Origin of the sequence: Ralstonia sp. SET104 (assembly GCF_003851545.1) — a bacterium.
Classification (GTDB): Bacteria; Pseudomonadota; Gammaproteobacteria; order Burkholderiales; family Burkholderiaceae; genus Ralstonia.
On the sequence record NZ_BHVX01000007.1, the window covers coordinates 221,143 to 240,495 of the forward strand.

General features: G+C 65.0%; 18 protein-coding genes. 13 read left to right on the top strand and 5 right to left on the bottom strand.

From position 1 onward, the window contains the following. Positions 1–38: 38 nt before the first annotated feature. Together PSUB009319_RS11595 and PSUB009319_RS11600 are read left to right on the top strand one after the other, a co-directional pair. Positions 39–842 (top strand): TatD family hydrolase, encoded by an 804-nt coding sequence (locus PSUB009319_RS11595; RefSeq protein WP_124382373.1) that lies wholly within the window; start codon positions 39–41, stop codon positions 840–842. Next, on the top strand, positions 826–1,704 hold the full coding sequence (locus tag PSUB009319_RS11600) for an ankyrin repeat domain-containing protein (RefSeq protein ID WP_124382374.1): 879 nt from the start codon (positions 826–828) through the stop codon (positions 1,702–1,704). The genes PSUB009319_RS11595 and PSUB009319_RS11600 overlap by 17 nt, the downstream gene beginning before the upstream one ends. Positions 1,705–1,740: 36 nt before the next feature. Here the strand turns inward: PSUB009319_RS11600 and egtB are convergent, their stop codons facing one another. Further along, complete coding sequence (gene egtB, locus PSUB009319_RS11605; RefSeq protein ID WP_124382375.1) at positions 1,741–3,048, bottom strand: ergothioneine biosynthesis protein EgtB; 1,308 nt, start codon at positions 3,046–3,048, stop codon at positions 1,741–1,743. Positions 3,049–3,293: 245 nt separating this feature from the next. On the opposite strand from egtB, the gene PSUB009319_RS11610 reads away from it, so the two are divergent. The 6 genes from PSUB009319_RS11610 to PSUB009319_RS11635 are packed head-to-tail and all read left to right on the top strand — an operon-like array spanning position 3,294 to position 8,958. After that, on the top strand, positions 3,294–4,364 hold the full coding sequence (locus PSUB009319_RS11610) for a LacI family DNA-binding transcriptional regulator (RefSeq protein WP_124382376.1): 1,071 nt from the start codon (positions 3,294–3,296) through the stop codon (positions 4,362–4,364). After that, on the top strand, positions 4,361–5,404 hold the full coding sequence (locus PSUB009319_RS11615) for an ABC transporter substrate-binding protein (RefSeq protein WP_124382377.1): 1,044 nt from the start codon (positions 4,361–4,363) through the stop codon (positions 5,402–5,404). Before PSUB009319_RS11610 ends, PSUB009319_RS11615 begins: the two co-directional genes overlap by 4 nt. A 2-nt stretch (positions 5,405–5,406) precedes the next feature. Continuing rightward, positions 5,407–6,258: an ABC transporter permease gene (locus PSUB009319_RS11620; RefSeq protein WP_124382378.1), complete on the top strand. Its 852-nt coding sequence runs from the start codon at positions 5,407–5,409 to the stop codon at positions 6,256–6,258. Next, positions 6,255–7,049, top strand: a complete 795-nt coding sequence (locus PSUB009319_RS11625) for an ABC transporter permease (protein ID WP_124382379.1) — start codon at positions 6,255–6,257, stop codon at positions 7,047–7,049. Before PSUB009319_RS11620 ends, PSUB009319_RS11625 begins: the two co-directional genes overlap by 4 nt. Beyond that, positions 7,049–8,110, top strand: a complete 1,062-nt coding sequence (locus tag PSUB009319_RS11630; protein WP_124382380.1) for an ABC transporter ATP-binding protein — start codon at positions 7,049–7,051, stop codon at positions 8,108–8,110. Before PSUB009319_RS11625 ends, PSUB009319_RS11630 begins: the two co-directional genes overlap by 1 nt. Beyond that, positions 8,110–8,958 carry a phosphodiesterase gene (locus tag PSUB009319_RS11635; protein WP_124382381.1) on the top strand — a complete coding sequence of 283 codons (849 nt, stop codon included), beginning with the start codon at positions 8,110–8,112 and terminating at the stop codon, positions 8,956–8,958. Before PSUB009319_RS11630 ends, PSUB009319_RS11635 begins: the two co-directional genes overlap by 1 nt. Before the next feature lie 38 nt (positions 8,959–8,996). Here the strand turns inward: PSUB009319_RS11635 and PSUB009319_RS11640 are convergent, their stop codons facing one another. After that, on the bottom strand, positions 8,997–9,695 hold the full coding sequence (locus PSUB009319_RS11640) for an FMN-dependent NADH-azoreductase (RefSeq protein WP_124382382.1): 699 nt from the start codon (positions 9,693–9,695) through the stop codon (positions 8,997–8,999). A 144-nt stretch (positions 9,696–9,839) separates the two neighbouring features. Between PSUB009319_RS11640 and PSUB009319_RS11645 the strand changes: the two genes are divergently transcribed. The 4 genes from PSUB009319_RS11645 (at position 9,840) to PSUB009319_RS11660 (ending at position 14,077) form a co-directional block, all read left to right on the top strand. Continuing rightward, the gene (locus PSUB009319_RS11645; protein ID WP_124382383.1) at positions 9,840–10,775 is read left to right on the top strand and encodes a LysR substrate-binding domain-containing protein; all 936 of its coding nucleotides are present in this window, start codon (positions 9,840–9,842) and stop codon (positions 10,773–10,775) included. Positions 10,776–10,902: 127 nt separating this feature from the next. Then, positions 10,903–11,988, top strand: coding sequence for a pyruvate dehydrogenase (acetyl-transferring) E1 component subunit alpha (gene pdhA / locus PSUB009319_RS11650; RefSeq protein WP_124382384.1), 1,086 nt, complete (start codon positions 10,903–10,905; stop codon positions 11,986–11,988). Next, positions 11,981–12,961, top strand: a complete 981-nt coding sequence (locus PSUB009319_RS11655) for an alpha-ketoacid dehydrogenase subunit beta (protein ID WP_124382385.1) — start codon at positions 11,981–11,983, stop codon at positions 12,959–12,961. The genes pdhA and PSUB009319_RS11655 overlap by 8 nt, the downstream gene beginning before the upstream one ends. Positions 12,962–12,964: 3 nt before the next feature. Then, positions 12,965–14,077, top strand: coding sequence for a dihydrolipoamide acetyltransferase family protein (locus tag PSUB009319_RS11660; protein ID WP_124382386.1), 1,113 nt, complete (start codon positions 12,965–12,967; stop codon positions 14,075–14,077). Position 14,078: 1 nt separating this feature from the next. On the opposite strand, the gene PSUB009319_RS11665 is transcribed toward PSUB009319_RS11660, so the two are convergent. Genes PSUB009319_RS11665 through PSUB009319_RS11675 form a run of 3 tightly spaced genes read right to left on the bottom strand, consistent with a single transcriptional unit; the run spans position 14,079 to position 18,119 of the window. Then, complete coding sequence (locus PSUB009319_RS11665; protein ID WP_124382387.1) at positions 14,079–15,554, bottom strand: amidase; 1,476 nt, start codon at positions 15,552–15,554, stop codon at positions 14,079–14,081. A gap of 20 nt (positions 15,555–15,574) precedes the next feature. Beyond that, the gene (locus PSUB009319_RS11670) at positions 15,575–16,786 is read right to left on the bottom strand and encodes a M20 aminoacylase family protein (protein ID WP_124382388.1); all 1,212 of its coding nucleotides are present in this window, start codon (positions 16,784–16,786) and stop codon (positions 15,575–15,577) included. Positions 16,787–16,814: 28 nt separating this feature from the next. Further along, on the bottom strand, positions 16,815–18,119 hold the full coding sequence (locus PSUB009319_RS11675; RefSeq protein ID WP_124382389.1) for an MFS transporter: 1,305 nt from the start codon (positions 18,117–18,119) through the stop codon (positions 16,815–16,817). A gap of 218 nt (positions 18,120–18,337) precedes the next feature. Here PSUB009319_RS11675 and PSUB009319_RS11680 point away from each other — a divergent pair, with 218 nt between their 5' ends. Beyond that, complete coding sequence (locus PSUB009319_RS11680) at positions 18,338–19,255, top strand: LysR family transcriptional regulator (protein WP_124382390.1); 918 nt, start codon at positions 18,338–18,340, stop codon at positions 19,253–19,255. Positions 19,256–19,353: the final 98 nt, after the last annotated feature.

The following is a 19,353-nucleotide window of genomic DNA, read 5'->3' on the forward strand; positions in this document are numbered from 1 at the left end:
GGCACACGAAATTTGTGCCGTAACTTTCTGATTATTCAATGTTTGTTGATTCTCACTGCCACATCAATTTCCCGGACTTGCGCGCGCGTCTGCCTGAGTTGCTGGCGCGCATGCGCGAAAACCGTGTCACGCACGCGCTGTGCATTTCCGTCACGCTGGAAGATTTTCCGAGCGTTCTGGAGATCGCCGAGCAGGAGCCGAATGTGTACGCCACCGTGGGCGTGCATCCCGATGCCGAAGCCGACATTGAAGAGGGCAAGCGCATTGAAGAGCCAACGCTGGAGCGCCTGCTGACCTTGGCCGATCACCCGCGCGTAGTCGGCATCGGCGAGACAGGGCTCGACTACTACCGCTTGGGCGAGCGCACCGTGGCCGACATGGAGTGGCAGCGCGATCGCTTCCGCACGCATATCCGCGCATCGAAACAGACCGGCAAGCCGCTGGTGATCCATACGCGATCCTCCGCAGACGACACGCTGGCCATCATGCGCGAAGAGGGTGCCGAGGCAGCGCGCGGGGTCATGCATTGCTTTACTGAAAGCTGGGACGTGGCCAAGGCCGCGCTGGATCTGGGCTTCTATATCTCGTTCTCGGGCATCGTGACGTTCAAGAACGCTGTGGACCTGCAGGAAACTGCCAAGAAGGTGCCGCTGGACCGCATGCTGATCGAGACAGACTCGCCGTACCTGGCACCGGTGCCGTTTCGCGGCAAAACCAACGAGCCGGCCTACGTGCGGCATGTGGGCGAGTTTCTGGCCACGCTGCGCGGCGAACCCCTGGACCGCATCGCTGGTGTCACGACGGACAATTTCTTCAATCTATTCAATGCAATATCGCGATAACTTGAAGCAGATGATGAAAAAAATCGCGCTGATGACCGGGCTGACTGCCGGACTGACGATGGCGTTATCGGGTGCAGCATTCGCCTCTGCGCAAGACGACCTGCGCGCTGCGGTTGAATACAACCGGCCGGTGCTGGTGCAGAGGTACATTGCGCAGGGCGTTGACCCCAACTTGAACACGCGCGATGGCACGCCGTTGCTGGTGGATGCGCTCAAGGACAAAAACGTCGAAGTGGCACAAGCGCTGATCCGCGCCAAGAACATCGATTTCGAGCGCACCAACGCCGCAGGCGAAAACGCGCTGATGATGGCCGCCTACCAGGGCCTGCTGCCTATCGTGAAACTGCTGGTGGAAACGTATGACGTGGAGGTCAACAAGACCGGCTGGACCGCGCTGCACTACGCCGCCACCAACGGGTATGACGATATCGTCAAATACCTGCTCGACCACGCGGCCTACATCGATGCGGAAAGCCCCAACGCCAGCACGCCGCTGATGATGGCAGCCATGGGTGGCCACATCACCACCGTCAAGCTGCTGCTTGACGAGGGCGCGGACATGAACCTGCGCAACCAGCAGAAGATGGATGTGATCGATTTTGCAAAGCGGTATCACCAGGACGAGATTGCAGCAGGGCTGGAATCGCGCCGTCGCAAGCTGGCAGCGCAGTCCGGCAAACCGATGCCTGCAGCACCTGCAGCACCTGAAGCGCCGACACCAATGCCGATGCCTGCACCGAACTCAACGGCGCCGGCCGCAGCCGCGCCCAGCAATCGCGATGCGATCGGCACGCCAACCGACGCACTCTTCAATAGCGGCGGCAACCAATCCCAAGCGCCTGGCGCATTGCGCGGCAACTGAGCCACCAGTCTGGCGTGGCGCCTGGTTGTTACCCGTCTACGCCCGCCGCGCCAGCCGCAACCCGGTGAACTGCCACCGCTGGTGCGGATAGAAGAAGTTGCGATATGTCGCCCGCAGATGCCCCTCGGGCGACACGCATGACCCGCCGCGCAGCACCATCTGGCTGCACATGAACTTGCCGTTGTATTCGCCTACGGCACCCTCGGCCGGCGCGAAGCCGGGGTACGGACCAAAGGGACTGGCCGTCCATTCCCACACATCACCGAACAACTGGCGCAGGCTGCCAGCCTTGGCGACGCCGTGATCAGGCAGTGCGCGCAAGGCGCCCCGGCCGGCGAAGTTGCCCTGCACGGGCAGGCCTTCGGCAGCGTGCTCCCATTCGGCTTCGGTGGGCAGGCGTGCGCCGACCCAGCGCGCGTAGGCATCGGCCTCATAAAAACTGACATGCGTGACGGGGGCGTCCCAATCCACCGGCTGCAGGCCGTGCAGCGACATCTGGAGCCAATCTTCGCCCTCATTCACGCCGGCTCGCCAGTAGAGCGGCGCGTCGATGCCTTCGCGCTGCACCCAGGCCCAGCCGTCGGACAGCCACAGCGTCGGCTGCCGATAACCGCCGTCCTGCATGAACGCGAGCCACTCGCGGTTGGTGACGGGGTGCGTGGCCAGCGCGTAGGGCTCCAGCCAGACGGTGTGGCGCGGGCCTTCGCAATCGAACATGAAACCCGCCGCCGAATCGGTCTGGCCGATCTGTATGGCGCCACCCGAAAAGCCAACCCAGCCCGCTGGTACCGGCGCTGCGTGCACGCGTGGCGCGGGCGCATCGGCGTAGGCGGGGCACAGCGGGTTCTGCGCAAACAGATGGAGCAGGTCGGTCAGAAGCAGCTCCTGGTGCTGCTGCTCGTGGTGCAGGCCAAGCGTGATCAGGCGGGCAACTTCGTCCGTCACGCCATCGGCAAGCAACTGCCGCATGGCCGCGTCGACATGGCCCCGATAGGTGCGCACCTCGTCGAGCGCCGGGCGCGTGAGCATGCCCCGGCGCGGACGCGGGTGCCGTGCGCCCACCGTCTCGTAGTAGGAGTTGAACAGATAGCGATAGTGCGGATCGGGCGATCGATAGCCAGGCACGTTGGGGCCGAGAACAAACGCTTCAAAGAACCACGTCGTATGGGCGAGATGCCATTTGGCGGGGCTGGCGTCGTCCATGGATTGGACGGTGGCATCCGCATCGGACAGCGGCGCGGCCAAGGCCAGCGATTGCGCCCTGACGGCATCGTAGTGCTGCAGGAGGGTGGGCAGCGTTGACGGGCGATTGGCGGGCACATCGAAGGCGGGCGATACACGCATGGCGTCTTCAGTCTCCAGGCAGGCGGCAGGAACGACACAGCAGCAACCGGGCCATGCAGCAGAGCGCATGCTGGCGCACCGTGCTAGCCAGTTTGGTAAGAAGCATATGCGAGCTTTGTAACTTTGCCACGCGCAACAACGGCGATGCTGCGTTGCGGCGGTGACTGCAGCGCAGCATCGATTGTCATAAAAGAGTCACTCCGGCCACCTACGATGTAAACGTTTACAAATTCCGAGGGGGCGCCGTGGGAAGCAGCATCAAGGACGTGGCCACGCATGCCGGCATTTCGATTGCAACGGTGTCGCGCGCGGTCAATACGCCCGAGCGGGTGAGCGCGGCAACGCTGGCCCGTGTGCAGGCTGCCATGGACGCACTGCAATATCGCCCGAACGCGCTGGGCCGCCAGTTGCGCGCCGTGCGCACAGGCTTGCTGGGCGTGGTGCTGCCGTCGCTGGCCAACCCGGTGTTTGCCGAATGCGTGCAGGGCATCGAGGAAGCGGCGTCCATCACGGGCCAGCGCGTCATGCTGATGACCACCGCCTATGACCGCCAGCGCGAAGCCCGTGCCATCGAGACCATGCTCGAGCAGCGCGTCGATGGCTTGATCTTGACGGTGGCCGATGCCGCCGCCAATCCGCACCTCGATCGCCTGGACGCCGAGCACGTGCCCTACGTGCTGGTCTACAACGACACGGTCGGCCAGGCACGTATTCCCGCCCGCTGCTGCGTGACGGTCGACAACCGGGCCGCCGCACGCGACGCCATCCGCGCGTTGCTGGCGCAAGGGCATCGGCAGATCCGCATGCTGACGGGCACGCTCTGGGCATCCGACCGTGCCGCGTTGCGCCACAACGGCTATCGGGAGGCACTGGAAGCCGCCGGCATCGCGCCGCAGCCGCCCGTGGAAATTGATTTCAATGCGGACGCCATGCTGCCCGCCGAGCTGGCCCGCCTGCTGGCGCCGCCGCGCCCGACCGCCATCTTCTGCAGCAACGACCGCCTGGCGTTGCTCACGATCCGCTCACTGCGCGAGATGGGCCTGCGCGTGCCGGAAGACGTGAGCGTGGTGGGCTTCGACGGTCTGGCGATGGGGCAGTGGCTCTCGCCCACGCTCGCCACTGTGGCGCAGCCGCACCGACGTATCGGCACCGATGCCGCCCTTGCACTGGCCCGCCGCATCACCGGTGAGGTGGTGCCGTCAATCACCTTGCCGCACCGTCTGCTGGCGGGCGGCACGCTGGCCCGTGCGCCGACAGAAGCCTCTTTGTCCGCTGTTTCTTCCCTCACGTCTGATACGCAAGGAGCGTCTCGATGAAACGTCTCGTTCAATGGCTGCGCGCGTGCGGCCTCGCTGGTGCCGCTGTTGCTGCCGGCGCGTTTGCCGTGGCTGGGCCGGTGCAAGCTCAGCCGGCCGGCCAGCAGGTCGCCATCTGCTACAACTGCCCGCCCGAATGGGCTGACTGGGCCAGCCAGATCAAGGCCATCAAAGAAAAGACCGGCGTGACCGTGCCGTTCGACAACAAGAACTCCGGCCAGGCCATCGCGCAGATGCTGGCTGAGAAGTCGCACCCGGTGGCGGATGTGGCCTACCTGGGCATCACGTCCGCCTATCAGGCCAAGGAGAAAGGGCTGGTCGCCAACTACAAGCCCAAGCACTGGGACGACATTCCTGCCGGCATGAAGGATCCGGACGGCGCGTTTTTCTCGATCCACTCGGGCACGCTGGGCTTCTTCGTCAACAAGGACGCACTGGAAGGCAAGCCCGTGCCGCATTCGTGGAAAGACCTGCTTAAGCCCGAATACAAGGGCATGGTCGGCTACCTGGACCCGAGCAGCGCCTTTGTCGGTTATGTGGGCGCCGTGGCGGTCAACCAGGCGCTGGGCGGCACGCTGGACAACTTCGGCCCCGGCATCGAGTGGTTCAAGCAACTGAAGAAGAACGCGCCGATTGTGCCCAAGCAAACCGCCTACGCGCGCGTCGTGGCAGGTGAAATTCCCATCCTGCTCGACTACGACTTCAACGCCTACCGCGCCAAATACAAGGACCACGCCAACGTGGAGTTCGTGATCCCGCAGGAAGGCACGATTGCCGTGCCGTACGTGATGAGCCTGACCGCTGGCGCGCCGCATGCTGACAACGCCAAGAAGGTGTTGGACTTCGTGCTGTCGGACGAAGGTCAGGCGCTGTGGGCCAACGCCTACCTGCGCCCGGTGCGCGCCAACGCCATGAGCAAGGAAGCCGCATCGCGCTTCCTGCCGGCCAGCGAATATGCCCGCGTGAAGACGGTCGATTTCAATAAGATGGCCGCCGGTCAGCAGGCATTCGGCACGCGCTATCTGAACGAGGTCCGCTGAGCATGAGCACCGCCACCCGAGCCACCCCGCCTGACGATGCGGTGCTGCCCGCACGGTGGCGGGTGGCGTTGCTGGCACCGGCCGTCGCGCTGTTCTGCGCGTTCTGGCTGTTGCCGATGGTTGCGCTGCTGCGTGTGAGCGGCAGCGAGGGCGTGATCGCCACTTACACCGCGGCGCTGACCACGCCGCGCTATCTGGGCAGCTTGTTTTCAACGGTGGTGCTGTCAGCCGCCGTCACGCTGGCAACGCTCGTGCTGTCGACCATCGCGGGGCTGTTCCTGGTGCGTCATGACGTGCCGGGCAAACGGGTGATTACTGCCATGCTGACTTTTCCGCTGGCGTTCCCCGGCGTGGTGGTCGGCTTCATGGTGATCCTGCTGGCTGGGCGCCAGGGCTTGCTGGGTGATCTCACGCACAAGCTCATCGGCGAGAAATGGGTATTCGCTTATTCAATCGGTGGGCTGTTTCTCGGTTACCTGTATTTCTCGATTCCGCGCGTGGTGCTGACGGTGATGGCCGCGGCGGAGAAGCTCGATCGTTCATTGGAAGAAGCGGCGCGCTCGCTGGGCGCGTCGTCGTGGCAAGTGACGCGCGACGTGCTGGTGCCGGGGCTGGCACCCGCGCTCGTGGCCTCGGGGGCGATCTGCTTCGCCACGTCGATGGGCGCATTCGGCACGGCGTTCACGCTCGCCACGGAAATCGACGTATTGCCGATGACGATCTACACCGAGTTCACGCTCAACGCGGGCATTGCGATGGCGGCGGCGCTGTCAGTGGTGCTGGGCGTGGTGACGTGGCTGGTGCTGGCGATTGCACGCACGGCAAGCGGCAGCCCGACTGGAGCGGCGGCATGAAACGCGTCTTGTCTATCGCGCAGTGGTTCATCACGCTGCTGCTGTGCCTGTTCCTGATCGTGCCTGTTGTGCTGTCGATGGCGGTGGGGCTGACGCGCAACTACATCCGCGGGTTCAAAAGCGGCTGGACGCTGGATTGGGTTGCCCAGGTGTGGGACCTGTACCACGCATCGATCTGGATGTCGCTGCTGGTGGCACTGTGCACGCTGGTGATCGTGCTGGCCGCAGGCGTGCCGGCCGGTTATGTGCTGGCCCGCCGCCAAAGCCGCACGAGCCGCTTGATCGAAGAATTTCTCACGCTGCCCGTGGCGCTGCCAGGGCTGGCGACGGCGCTGGGGCTGATCGTCGCGTACGGCGGTTTCGGCGGCTTTCGCGAGAGCCTGTGGTTCATCGTCGTCGGGCACGTGGTGTTCACGCTGCCGTTCATGGTGCGCGCGGTGGCGGCAGTGTGTGCGGGGCAGAACCTGAAGACGCTGGAAGAGGGCGCGGCCAGCCTGGGCGCATCGTTCTGGCAGCGGTTTTGCACCATCGTGCTGCCCAATGTGCAGCCCGGCATTCTGGCCGGCGCGCTGACGGTGGTGACGCTCTCGGTGGGTGAATTCAACCTGACCTGGATGCTGCACACGCCCGAAACCAAGACACTGCCCGTCGGCCTGGCCGACACTTATGCGTCGATGCGCCTGGAGATTGCCAGCGCCTACACGCTGATCTTCTTCGTCATGATCGTGCCGCTGCTGGTGCTGATGCAGCGCTTTGGCGGCTTGCGTGTGAACAACGGAAAGGCTTCCTGATGCGTACCGAACCCCTACATCTCCCGCCCGTGCCGATCCGGCTGCGCGGCTGCGGCAAGCACTTCGGAGGCCAGCGCGTGCTGGAGCCGATGGAACTCGACATTGCTGCCGGTGAGACCGTGGTGCTGCTCGGGCCCTCGGGCTGCGGCAAGACCACCACGCTGCGCATCGTCGCAGGGCTGGAAGCACCGGATGCAGGCGGCACCGTGCACTTTGGCGATGATGACGTCACCGCGCTTCCGATTGAGCGCCGCCGCGTCGGCATGGTGTTCCAGAGCTATGCGCTGTTTCCCAACCTGAGCGTGTGCGGCAATGTGGAATACGGCCTGCGCATCCAGCGCCGGCACAACGGCCTGTCCGACGCGCAGATCAGCGCCCGCGCAAACACGCTGCTGGAGATGATGCACCTCACGCCGTATGCGGATCGCGGCGTGGATCAGCTCTCCGGCGGCCAGCGCCAGCGTGTGGCATTGGCGCGCGCCCTGGCCCCCGAGCCGCGTGTGCTGCTGCTGGACGAACCGCTCACGGCGCTTGACGCCAAGCTGCGCGAATCCGTGCGTGCCGAGATGGACCGCCTGCTGCGCAGCCTTGGCATCACCACCATCTATGTCACGCACGACCAGGAAGAGGCGATGGCGCTGGCTGACCGCATCGTCGTCATGGAAGCCGGGCGTATCGCGCAGATCGGCACCCCGCGCGAAATCTACTTCCAGCCCGCCAACCGGCATGTGGCGGATTTCATCGGCATCATGAACCGGCTCGACGGCAGGCGGCAGGATGGCGCGTTCGTCTGCGCAGGCGGCCGTGTGGCGGCGCCCGCAGGCGAGGGCGATGCGGTGTTCTTCCGCCCCGAAGACGCTGTACTGGCCGATCCGGCCCAGGCCGCGCTCAGGGGCACGGTCGAATCGGCGGTGTTCCTGGGTTTCCGCACCCGTGTGCGCGTGGCAGGCGTTTCGGCCACGTCGTTGTTCATCGATTTGCCCGGCCGCCAGCACTTTGCACCGGGCCACGCAGTCGGCTTCAATGTTCCGGCTGACCGCCTCCTGACCTTGCAAGCGTGATGCACTTCCTGCAACTGACCGACCTTCATATCAAGCGGCCCGGGCGGCTGGCCTACCGGCGTGTGGATTCCGCTGCGTATCTGGCGCGCTGCGTGGCGCATATCCTCGCGCAGCCGCAGCGGCCCGACGCCATTGTGCTGACAGGCGACTTGGTCGATACCGGCGCGCCAGAGGAATATGCCCACCTGCGCGCCGTGCTCGCACCGCTGGATGCTGCAGGCATTCGCATGCTTGCGGTGCTCGGCAACCACGATGCCCGTGACGCGGCGCGCGAAGCCTTTGCTGATTGGCTCGCGCCTATCCCGGTTGCCGCACAAGACTCGAACGCCTTCCAGTACTGGGCCGATATCGGCAACGTGCGCCTGATCGTGCTCGATACGCTCGACACAGGCCACCCGGGCGGCCGCCTCGGCGTGCAGCGCCTCGATTGGCTGGCCGATACGCTGGCGCACGAAACACAGCGCCCGACCGTCATCGCCATGCACCACCCGCCGTTTGCCACGGGCATCCACCACATGGACGTTCAATCGCTGGCCGAAGACGACATCGCACCGTTCGCGCAGATCGTGCGTGCCGCTGGCAATGTCGAGCGCATCATCTGCGGCCATCTGCATCGCTCCATTGACGTGCGCTTTGCGGGCACGGTGGCGTCGACCTGTCCGTCACCCGCGCATCAGGTGGCGCTCGATCTCGATCAGGATGGCGAACCGGGCTTCGTCATGGAGCCGCCCGCCTACAAGGTGCACGCATGGGCGCCGGGCCAGGGACTGGTGAGCCATCTCGCGTATGTGGGCAAATTCGATGGCCCGCACCCATTCTTCGAGCCGGATGGGCGGTTGATCGATTAGGCCGCGTTCATCTGGTCGCGTCCATCAGGCCGCATCCATCAGACCACTTCTGCGGCGGCGCCGGCGCTCATGCGGTCGACCAGCACATCGACATCGCTTTCAGCCAACGCAATCGACCCGCGCAGCCGGTCATCTGCAAACTCGTCGTACTCGATGGCCACCGACGCCACATCGGTGACGCCGATATAGCCGAACGCCGTTGCAACGCCACCTTCCACGTGGTTCAGGTGGGCAATGCGCTGGCCCGGGCCGTAACCGAAATCACCGCGCGAGCTAAGGATGACGAGGCGCTTGTGCATGCCGGCCAGCAGCGGCCAATAGGGTTCGCCGGTACGGCTGCGGTCAAAGCCGAACGTGCGGCCCACGCGCACGATGTTGTCGATGTACGCCTTGAACTGCGCGGGCATGCCGAAGTTGTACATCGGCACACCGGCCACGATCACGTCGGCGGCCAGCAATTCGTCGATCAACGCATCGCTTTGCGCAAGCCGGTCGTGCATCCACGGTTCACGTTGCGCGGGCGGGGTGAACGCAGCATGCACCCAGCCGCCATCGACGGGGGAAGGCGGTGCCGCGCCGACGTCGCGATAGACGACCTGCGCATCCGGCTCATGTTCAAGCCAGCGCTGCACAAAGCGCGCAGAAAGCCGGCGCGTGTGCGAGCCGTGGCGCTCGGTATCGGAGCAGCCGGGGCGGGCGCTTGCGTCCAGATGCAGCAGGCGAGTCGGTGTGGTCATGTCGAACCCGTGGTTGTGAGTGGAGGTGTGGCCACTCTACGAGGCGCGCTGCACTGCGACAAACGACAAGTTTTTCGCGCCATGGATGACATGGATTCATCCATGCCCGCCGTGGGGAGAAAGCCCCCATGACACAATCCACGCATGCGAAAACTGCCACCCCTGAGTGCACTGCGGGCGTTTGAAGCCACCGCACGGCACCTGAGCATGCGCCGCGCCGCCGATGAACTGTCGGTCACGCCCACGGCCGTCAGCCATCAGATTCGCCGCCTGGAAGACGCCCTGGGCGTGGCGCTGTTCGAGCGGCAGGTGCGCGCACTGCGGTTGACCGAAGCCGGAGAGCGGCTGTACCCCGTGCTCAATACCGGCTTTGACGCGTTCGCGCAGGCCATTCATGCCATCTGCGCGCCCGAGGCAGCGCCAATACGCCAGCGCGTCACGCTCACGGCGCCGATGGGGTTGGCTGCGCGCTGGTTGGTCCCAAGGCTCGGTGAGTACGCTACGCGGCATCCCGAAGTGGATCTGCGCATTCATGCATCCGACACCGTGGTGGATCTGCACGGCGGCAGCGCAGACCTCGCCGTGCGCTATGGCGAAACGCCCGCCGCCCAGCCGGGCCTCGTTGCCGAACACCTTTTTGGCGACGCGTATGCGCCGGTCTGTCATCCGGGCCTGAGCGTCCGGTCGCACGACGATCTCGCGCGCGTGCCGCTCATCCACTCCGAATGGCAGCGCACGCTGCCGCAGCCGATCGGCTGGCCGATGTGGGCACGCGCCGCTGGTATCGAACACACGCTCCAGACTGATGCGGGCATCGTACTGTCCGACGACGGGCATGCCATGTCGGCAGCCATGGCGGGGCAGGGCGTGATCCTGGCGAATCTGCCGCTGGTGCGCGATGCGCTGGAGGCTGGCGCACTCGTCCAGCCGTTCGATGGGCCGGTCATCCAGCGATACGCATTCTGGGCGATGGCGCCTGCCACACGGCTGGAAGATGCCGCCGTGCGATCCGTGTGGAACTGGCTGCGCGCGTGCTGCGACGCGGCCACCGCACCCAACGCGTTGCATCGCAAAAACTGAGGCGCTGCGTTTAACTCAGCCGAAAGGCTGGGCTTGTTTTCGCGCGAACAGCGTCTAGTGTGGAAACACGCGGGCATCACCCGCGGCGGACGTCCTGCTTCCACAAGAAGATGAGGGGGCTGCAGCCATGACCACAGTCGGCAGCTTTCAGATCGATTTCCTGCAATATCTGGACCGCGAGGGCAAGCCGGTTCAGTCGTTGCCGGCATTTGCGCAGGATGCGCAGGCGCTCATTGCGCTGTACCGCGCCATGGTGCTCACACGCGCGTTTGACGCCAAGGCGGTTGCGCTGCAGCGCACGGGCAAGCTTGGCACATTCGCATCGTCCGTCGGGCAAGAAGCCATCGGCGTGGGGCTGGCCAGCGCCATGCGCCCCGAAGACGTGCTGTTCCCGTCCTACCGCGATCACGCTGCGCAATTGCTGCGCGGCGTGACCATGGCCGAAAGCCTGCTGTACTGGGGCGGCGACGAGCGCGGCAGCCAGTTCAGCGCGGTTCCTGAAGACTTTCCCAACTGCGTGCCGATCGGCACCCAGGTCTGCCATGCGGCGGGCGCGGCCTATGCGTTCCGGTTGCGCGGTCAAGCCCGTGTGGCCGCCTGCATCCTGGGCGACGGCGGCACATCGCGCGGTGACTTTTATGAAGGCATGAACTTCGCGGGCGTATGGCAGGCGCCGTTGGTCATTGTCATCAACAACAACCAGTGGGCGATCTCGGTGCCGCGCAGCCGCCAGACTGCCGCCCAGACGCTGGCGCAAAAAGCCATCGCCGCAGGCATCGCCGGCCTGCAGGTTGACGGCAACGATGTGATTGCCGTGCATCAAGCCGCGCAGGACGCCATCGACCGTGCAAGAGCAGGGGGCGGCCCCACGCTCATTGAAGCCGTCACGTACCGCCTGGGCGACCACACCACCGCCGACGACGCCACGCGTTACCGCGATTCCGACATCGTCAAACAGGCCTGGCAGGCCGAGCCTGTCCTGCGGTTGCGCAACTACCTGACCAGCATCAACGCCTGGGACAAGGCGCAGGAGGATCAGCTTGGCCGCGCGTGCTACGCCCAGGTGGAAGAGGCGGTGGCCGCGTATCAGGCCGTTGAGCATCCCGAGCCATCGGCGATGTTCGATCATCTGTATGCGACGCTGCCGAGCGCGCTTGAATGGCAGCGTGCGATGGCGCTCGCGTTTGCATCAAACGGGGCGAGCCATGGCTGACGTCAACCTCGTTGAAGCCGTCAACATGGCGCTGGCCTACGCGCTGGAGCACGACCCGTCCGTGGTGCTGATGGGCGAAGACATTGGCGTGAACGGTGGTGTGTTTCGCGCCACGGTAGGCCTGCAGACACGCTTCGGCCCGCAGCGCGTGATCGACAGCCCGTTGGCAGAATCCGCATTGGCTGGTACCGCCATCGGCATGGCGGCCATGGGGCTCAAGCCGGTGGTCGAAATCCAGTTCAGCGGCTTCATTTACCCGGCCCTCGACCACGTGCTCAACCATGCCGCACGACTGCGAAACCGCACACGCGGACGGCTGTCGTGTCCGCTGGTGATCCGCTCGCCCAGCGGTGGCGGCATCCACGCGCCGGAGCATCACTCGGAAAGCCCCGAAGCACTGTTCACGCATATCCCGGGGTTGCGTGTGGTGGTGCCGTCGTCGCCGGCCCGGGCGTATGGGCTGCTGCTGGCGGCCATCCGCGACCCCGATCCGGTGATGTTCTTTGAGCCGACCAAGCTCTATCGCGTATTTCGCCAGCCGGTGGAAGACGACGGTCAGGCACTGCCGCTGGACACCTGCTTTCTGCTGCGCGACGGCACCGATGTCACGCTGGTGAGCTGGGGCGGCGCGTTGCAGGAAACGCTCGCCGCTGCGGATCGCCTTGCGGAAGACGGCATCGCCGCCGAGGTGATCGACGTGGCCACGCTCAAGCCGCTTGATATGGAGTCGATCCTGGCGTCGGTGGCCAAGACCGGCCGCTGCGTGATCGTGCACGAGGCCGCGCGCACCTCGGGCTTTGGCGCAGAGATCGCCGCCAACGTTGCCGAGCACGGGCTGTACTCACTGTTGGCTCCGGTGCAGCGCGTGACCGGCTATGACGTGGTCATGCCGCTGCCCCGGCTGGAGCATCACACCCTGCCGAGCGTGGAGCGCATCGTTGCAGCGGTCAGAAAAACGATGGAGGGCAGTTGAGCGATGATCGTCTTTAAACTGCCGGACCTCGGCGAAGGGTTGCAGGAAGCGGAGATCGTGCAATGGCACGTGCAGGCCGGTGACACGATCGCCGCCGATCAACCGCTGGTCTCCGTTGAAACCGCCAAGGCGATTGTCGAGATTCCATCGCCACAATCAGGGCGTATCGCCAAGCTGTTCGGCCAGCCGGGCGACGTCGTGCACATTGGCGCGCCGCTGGCGGCATTCGAGGGTGCGGGGGCAGAAGACGCCGATGCTGGCACCGTGGTCGGTCAGATGCCGGCAGGTCAGCACGTTGTGCGAGAGGCGCCGGCCGCAGTGGGTGGTGCGGCGGCGCCGGGCAGCATCAAAGCCATGCCGGCGGTTCGAGCGTTGGCTCGCAAGCTCGATGTGGATTTATCGATGGTCACGCCATCGGGGCCGGACGGCGTGATCACTGCGGCCGATGTCGAACGCGCCGCCAAGACCTTTGCCGAACTGGGCCCGCCCGAGGTGCTGCGTGGCGTGCGCCGGGCCATGGCGCAGAACATGGCGCGCGCCCAGAGCGAAGTGGCTGCCGCCACCGTCATCGACGACGCTGATATTCATGCATGGGCTCCCGGCACGGATGTCACCATCCGGCTGATCCGCGCACTCGTCGCGGGCTGCCGCGCAGAGCCTGGGCTCAACGCCTGGTTCGACGGCAACGCTGGCCGCCGTCACGTGGTGGAGAAGATCGACCTGGGCATCGCCGTCGATTTGCCGGATGGCCTGTTCGTGCCCGTGCTGCGCAACGTCGCGCACCGGGATGCCGCCGATTTGCGCGCTGGCCTGGAACGCATGCGCGCTGACATCAAGGCGCGCAGGATTCCGCCCGAAGAGTTGCGCGGCAACACGATCACACTGTCGAACTTCGGCATGATCGCGGGCAAATATGCCGCGCCGATTGTCGTGCCGCCCACGGTGGCGATCCTGGGCGCGGGCCGCATCCACGAACAGGTGGTTGCGGCCAACGGCGTACCGGCTATCCACCGCGTGTTGCCGTTGAGCCTGACGTTTGACCACCGTGTCGCAACGGGGGGTGAAGCGGCACGGTTTCTGGCTGCCGTGATTGCGGACCTGCAAGCCGCCGAGTAGATCAGCCCAGTAGCGGCGATAGGCTGCGTGCTGGCGCAAAAGCTTCGTGCCACGCAGCCGCAAGCTGCAACAGCGCAAATTCGGAGCGGGGCGCGGCCATCACCTGCAAGCCCAGCGGCAGGTCATTGGCGGTAAAACCCGATGGCAGGCTGGCGGCCGGTACGCCCGCCAGCGTTGCGCCGATCACGACTTCCATCCAGCGGTGATACGTATCCATAGCGCGGCCGGCAACGGTTTTGGGCCAGTGTTCTTCAGCCGGGAAGGGGGCAATCTGCGTGCAGGGCAGGACGAGGAAATCGTAGTGCCTGAACTGCCCCAGCAGCGCCTGGTACCAGCTCGCGCGCGTGGCGATGGCGCGGTTGATATCAATGGCGGTGCGGCTGCGGCCGTGCTCGATTTCCCAGATAGCTTCAGGCTTGAGCAACGCGCGCGTGGCGGCGTTGGCGTGCAGCAGCCCGAGGTTGCCGGACACGCTAAGCGCCCGCAGCGTGCACCAGCATTCCCACAGCGCGTCCATTGCGAAGAAGGGCTGTACGGCCTCGATATGGCAGCCCAGCGTTTCGAAGGTGTCGAGCGCTTGCTCGTTAATGGCAAGCACTTCGGGATCGACGGCAAGATAGCCGCCAAAATCGCCCAGCCAACCGATGCGCGCTTGCCGGAAATCACGATGCAGCGGCTGCGCGAAGCACGACGGATCGTCACTCAATGAAAGGGGCGCACGCGGGTCGTAACCGGCCTGCGTGGCGAGCAACCAGGCGAGGTCTTGCGGGTTGCGCGCCATCGGGCCTTCGGTGCCCAGTTGCTGGAAGAACACGTCACCGGTGGGGCCGTAGGGCACGCGGCCGAGGCTTGGGCGCAGGCCGTAGATGTTGTTCCAGGCCGCCGGGTTGCGTAGCGAGCCCATCATGTCGCTGCCGTCGGCCACGGGCAGCATGTTCAGCGCCAGCGCAGCGGCCGTGCCACCGCTGCTGCCGCCGGCCGAGCGCTCGGGGTTCCAGGCGTTGCGTGTGATGCCGTACACGCGGTTGTAGGTGTGCGAACCCAGGCCGAACTCCGGCGTGTTGGTCTTGCCGATCAGCACCGCGCCCTGGCGGCGGATACGCTCGACGACGATGCTGTCGTATGTGGGCACGTTGCGCGCCAGCGCGATGCTGCCCATCGCCGTCACCATGCCAGCGGCGGCGGCCAGGTCTTTGGGCGCTTGCGGAAAGCCATGCATCCAGCCGCCGGACAAGCCTCGCGACAGCAACACATCGCGCTCGCGCGCCTGGTCGATGGCCGATTCCGCATCGATGCGCGCCACGACGGCGTTCACCGCAGGGTTATGGCGGTCGATCTGCGCGAGAAACGCTTCCATGACCTCCACGCACGACACATCGCGCGCGTGGATGCGCCGGGATAGCTCAATCGCGCTCCATTGCACGATCTCTTCGTTGGCAATCGCAGCTGTTGCGGCGGGGCTAAGGTTCGTTTGCATGCCCTGACCCGAAGTTCACTTCAAGCGCTCAGGTACGTCTGCGCCAGACGCACCCAGGCAGCGGCGCCCAACGGCAGCACCTGATCATTGAAGTCGTAGCCTGGGTTGTGGACCATGCACCCGCCGAACTCGCCTTCGCCATTACCAAGGATCAGGTAGCAACCCGGCACTTCGTTGAGCATCCAGGCGAAGTCTTCGCTGCCGTTAAGCCCCTTGGGCGCCTGCGTAACGACGTTGTCTGCGCCCACCAGTTCAGTGCAGACCCGCTGGGCCAACTGCGTCTCGGCCTCGGCATTGACCATGGGCGGCGTCAATTGACGGTAGTCGATCTGCGCCTCAACGCCGTGGGCCTGCGCAGTCAGGCCAACGATCTCGCGAATGCGCATCTCTACCAGCGCGCGCGTTTCCGGGCGCGCCGCACGCACATTCAGGCCAATCGTCACCGACTCGGGAATCACGTTGTGCGTGGCGCCACCACGGATGAAACCGACCGACACCACCGCCGTGTCATCGGGCGCAACGTTGCGTGCCACCACAGTCTGCAACGCTGTGATGATGGCGGCGGACGCAGCAATCGGGTCGCGCGCGCGGTGCGGCATGGCGCCGTGTCCGCCCATGCCCTTGATGGTGACGTCAGCCACGTCGGAAGACAGGCTGACCGGCCCCGCCAGCACACGGAAGCTGCCGGCCGGCACGCCCGGCATGTTGTGCAGGGCATAGACCGCATCGCAGGGAAAACGCTCGAACAGCCCGTCTTCGATCATGGCGCGCGCGCCGCAGAGGTTTTCCTCATCAGGCTGGAAGATGAGGTTGAGCGTGCCGTCAAAGTTGCGGCTTTCAGCCAGGGCCTTGGCGGCGGCCAGCAGAATGGCGGTGTGCCCATCGTGCCCGCACGCGTGCATCTTGCCGTGGTTGCGGCTGGCGTAAGGCAGGCCGGTCGCCTCAACGATGGGCAGCGCGTCCATGTCTGCGCGAATGCCGAGCCGGCGCGTGCCGTTGCCCAACTTCAACTGACCGACCACACCGCTTTGGCCGATGCCGGTATGGACTTCATAGCCCCAGCTTTTGAGCAGATCCGCAACCAGTGTGCTCGTGGCGCCCACCTCGAAACCGAGTTCGGGTTGCGCGTGAATCTGGCGGCGGATATTGACGAACGTTTCTGTGTCGATGTGGACGGGCGGCAGCAGATGCGGCAGCAATTGGAAGGGCGTGAGCGTCGGCGCTTTGGTCATGTCGGGGTTCCTGCAGACAAATTGGGAGTCAGTGGGTTTCGCGCGCTTCGCGCAGGCTCAGCACGGTCAGCAGCGTGATGGCGCTGCAGGCCATCATGTAAAAGGCAGGGGAGAGCGGATTGCCCGTGCGGGCCAGCAGCCACGTCACAACAAACTGGCACGAACCGCCAAACACCGTGACGCCGATCGCGTAGATGACCGACAGGCCGCTGGCGCGCACCTTGATCGGCAGCAGCTCCATCATCATGAGCAGCATGGGCGTAGTGCCCAGGTACAGCGTGCCGGTGAGCAGCGCCGACAGCGCCAGCACCAGCGGCACGCTCGGGTAATGCGTCATCAGCCAGAAGGCCGGATAGAGCAGCACCACGGTCAGCAGCGTCGCGCCCACCACCAGCGGCTTGCGGCGCGGCAGGCGATCGGCCAGCCAACCCGACAGCAGCGACGCGCCAAAGCTCGTCAGCCCCGTCACACAGCCCGCGAGCAGCGACAGCGACGCCGGCAGATGCAGCTCGCGGATCATGTACGTTGGCATGAAATAGATCACCAGATACGTGCCCACCGTGCCGCCGATGATGGTGAGCACGCCCTTGACGACCAGCCCGCCGTATTCGCGGAACAGCGTGCCAAGCGGGCTCGGCGCATGCGTTTGTGCGGTGTGGGTTTCGTCCAGATGCGAGCGGATGTAGAGGCCCACCGGCGCGATCAGCAGCCCCAGGAAGAACGGCACGCGCCAGCCCCAGCTCTGCAGCGCTTCTGGCGACAGACTGCCGTACAGGATGGCCGCCGTGAGCGCGCCGCACAGGGCCGCGATGCCCTGACTGCCCAGTTGCCAGCTCACGCGAAAACCGCGCCCCTTGATTCCACCGGACTCCATCAGCATGGCAGTCGACGCCCCAATCTCGCCGCCCAGCGAGAAACCCTGCAGCAGCCGCCCCGCCAGAATGACCAGCGGGCCGAACAGACCCGCGGACGCGTAGGTGGGCGCGACAGCCAGGCACAGCGTGCCGATCACCATCAGGCCGATCGTCAGCGTCATCGCGGCCTTGCGTCCGCGGCGATCAGCGTAGTTGCCGATGACAAAGCCACCCAGCGGGCGCATCACAAAGCCGATACCAAACGTCGCCACCGCCAGCAACAGCGAGCCATATGCGCTGTCAGACGGAAAGAACAGCTTGCCGATCATCAAGGCAAAGAAGCTGTAGACCGTGAAGTCGTACATCTCCAGCGCATTGCCGATAGAGCACGCGGCAATCAATCGCGCTTGGCTGGCTGGCTTGGGAGCAGCAACGGCCGAGCCGGGCAGGGCCGTCGCCGGCAGGGTGGTGTCGTTCATGGGGGGTCTCCGTCCACGATGTTGGGGAAGGGCTTCTATGAGTCCTTGGCGATGAAGTATTCCGGGAACACGCGCGCGGAAAAAATCGCAAATATTCATCCCAATAACCAAATAGAATCACCGCCATAACCGGCATGTATCCGCTATCAGGGAAAGCCCGTGAGAGCGTGAGCTGGCACGCACACAAAACGGTGTGCAATGAAGAAAGGAGAAGCCAGGTGAAGCTGCACCAGTTGCGCATCCTGCTGGCCGTGGCACAGCACGGCAGCATTCATGAGGCTTCGCGCGGGCTGCATATCTCGCAGCCGGCGTTATCCAAGGCCATTGCCGAACTGGAGCGGGAGCTTGGCGTGACGCTGCTGTCGCGCTCGGTGCGCGGCGTGAGCCTGACGGCGTATGGGATGGCGCTTGTCAAACGGGCCAGCGTGGTCGAGCAGGAATTGCGTCACGCGCTGGAAGACATCGAATCCATCCGCGGGCATGCAGAAGCGGAACTCAACATCGGCTTTACCGCCGTGGCCTCCAGCGGGCCATTGCCCGATGCCATGGCAGCATTCCGCACGGGTTTTCCCAACGTGGCGTTGCGCGGTTTCGAGCAGCGTTCGACGCAGATTCTGGAAGGCCTGCGCGAAGGCCGCATCGATCTGGGGCTGATCTCCACCAACAGCGGGCCCGGCACGAGCAGCTTTCAGTGGGAGCCGTTGTTCTCCGTGCCGATGCGCCTGGCAGTGCGCCCCGGTCATCCGCTGAGAAAAACGCGCAAGCTGCGCGCACTGCTGGATGCCGACTGGCTGGTGCTGGACCCGCTCGATGACCCAGGCAGCCCAATGGCCAGCCTGATGCGCCTGCACCGGCTGGAAATCCCACGCCGTATCGTACAAAGCGGGTCCAACCTGCTTGGCTTGCAGTTGGCCACGAAGACGGACCTGGTGAGCATGTGGTCGAATTTCGTCTTCGCCAACACGCTGGGGCCGCTGCGCACGATTCCGGGCGCGCTGGAAATTCTGCCGGTGGAAGATGAACTACCGGATTTCAGCGTCTACATGGTCTATCGGTCAGCCGATCTGATGACGCACGCCTGTGCTGAATTCTGCAAGGAGATTCGGCACGCTGCGCAGCGGTATCGCCACGGTTGAGCATCAAACCGGCAGCGTGCCTGGGTTGGCCTAGATGCGACATTAGAAAAACGGCCAACATCATTCTTCCGCATAATTTGCATTATGTTAAATAAAAG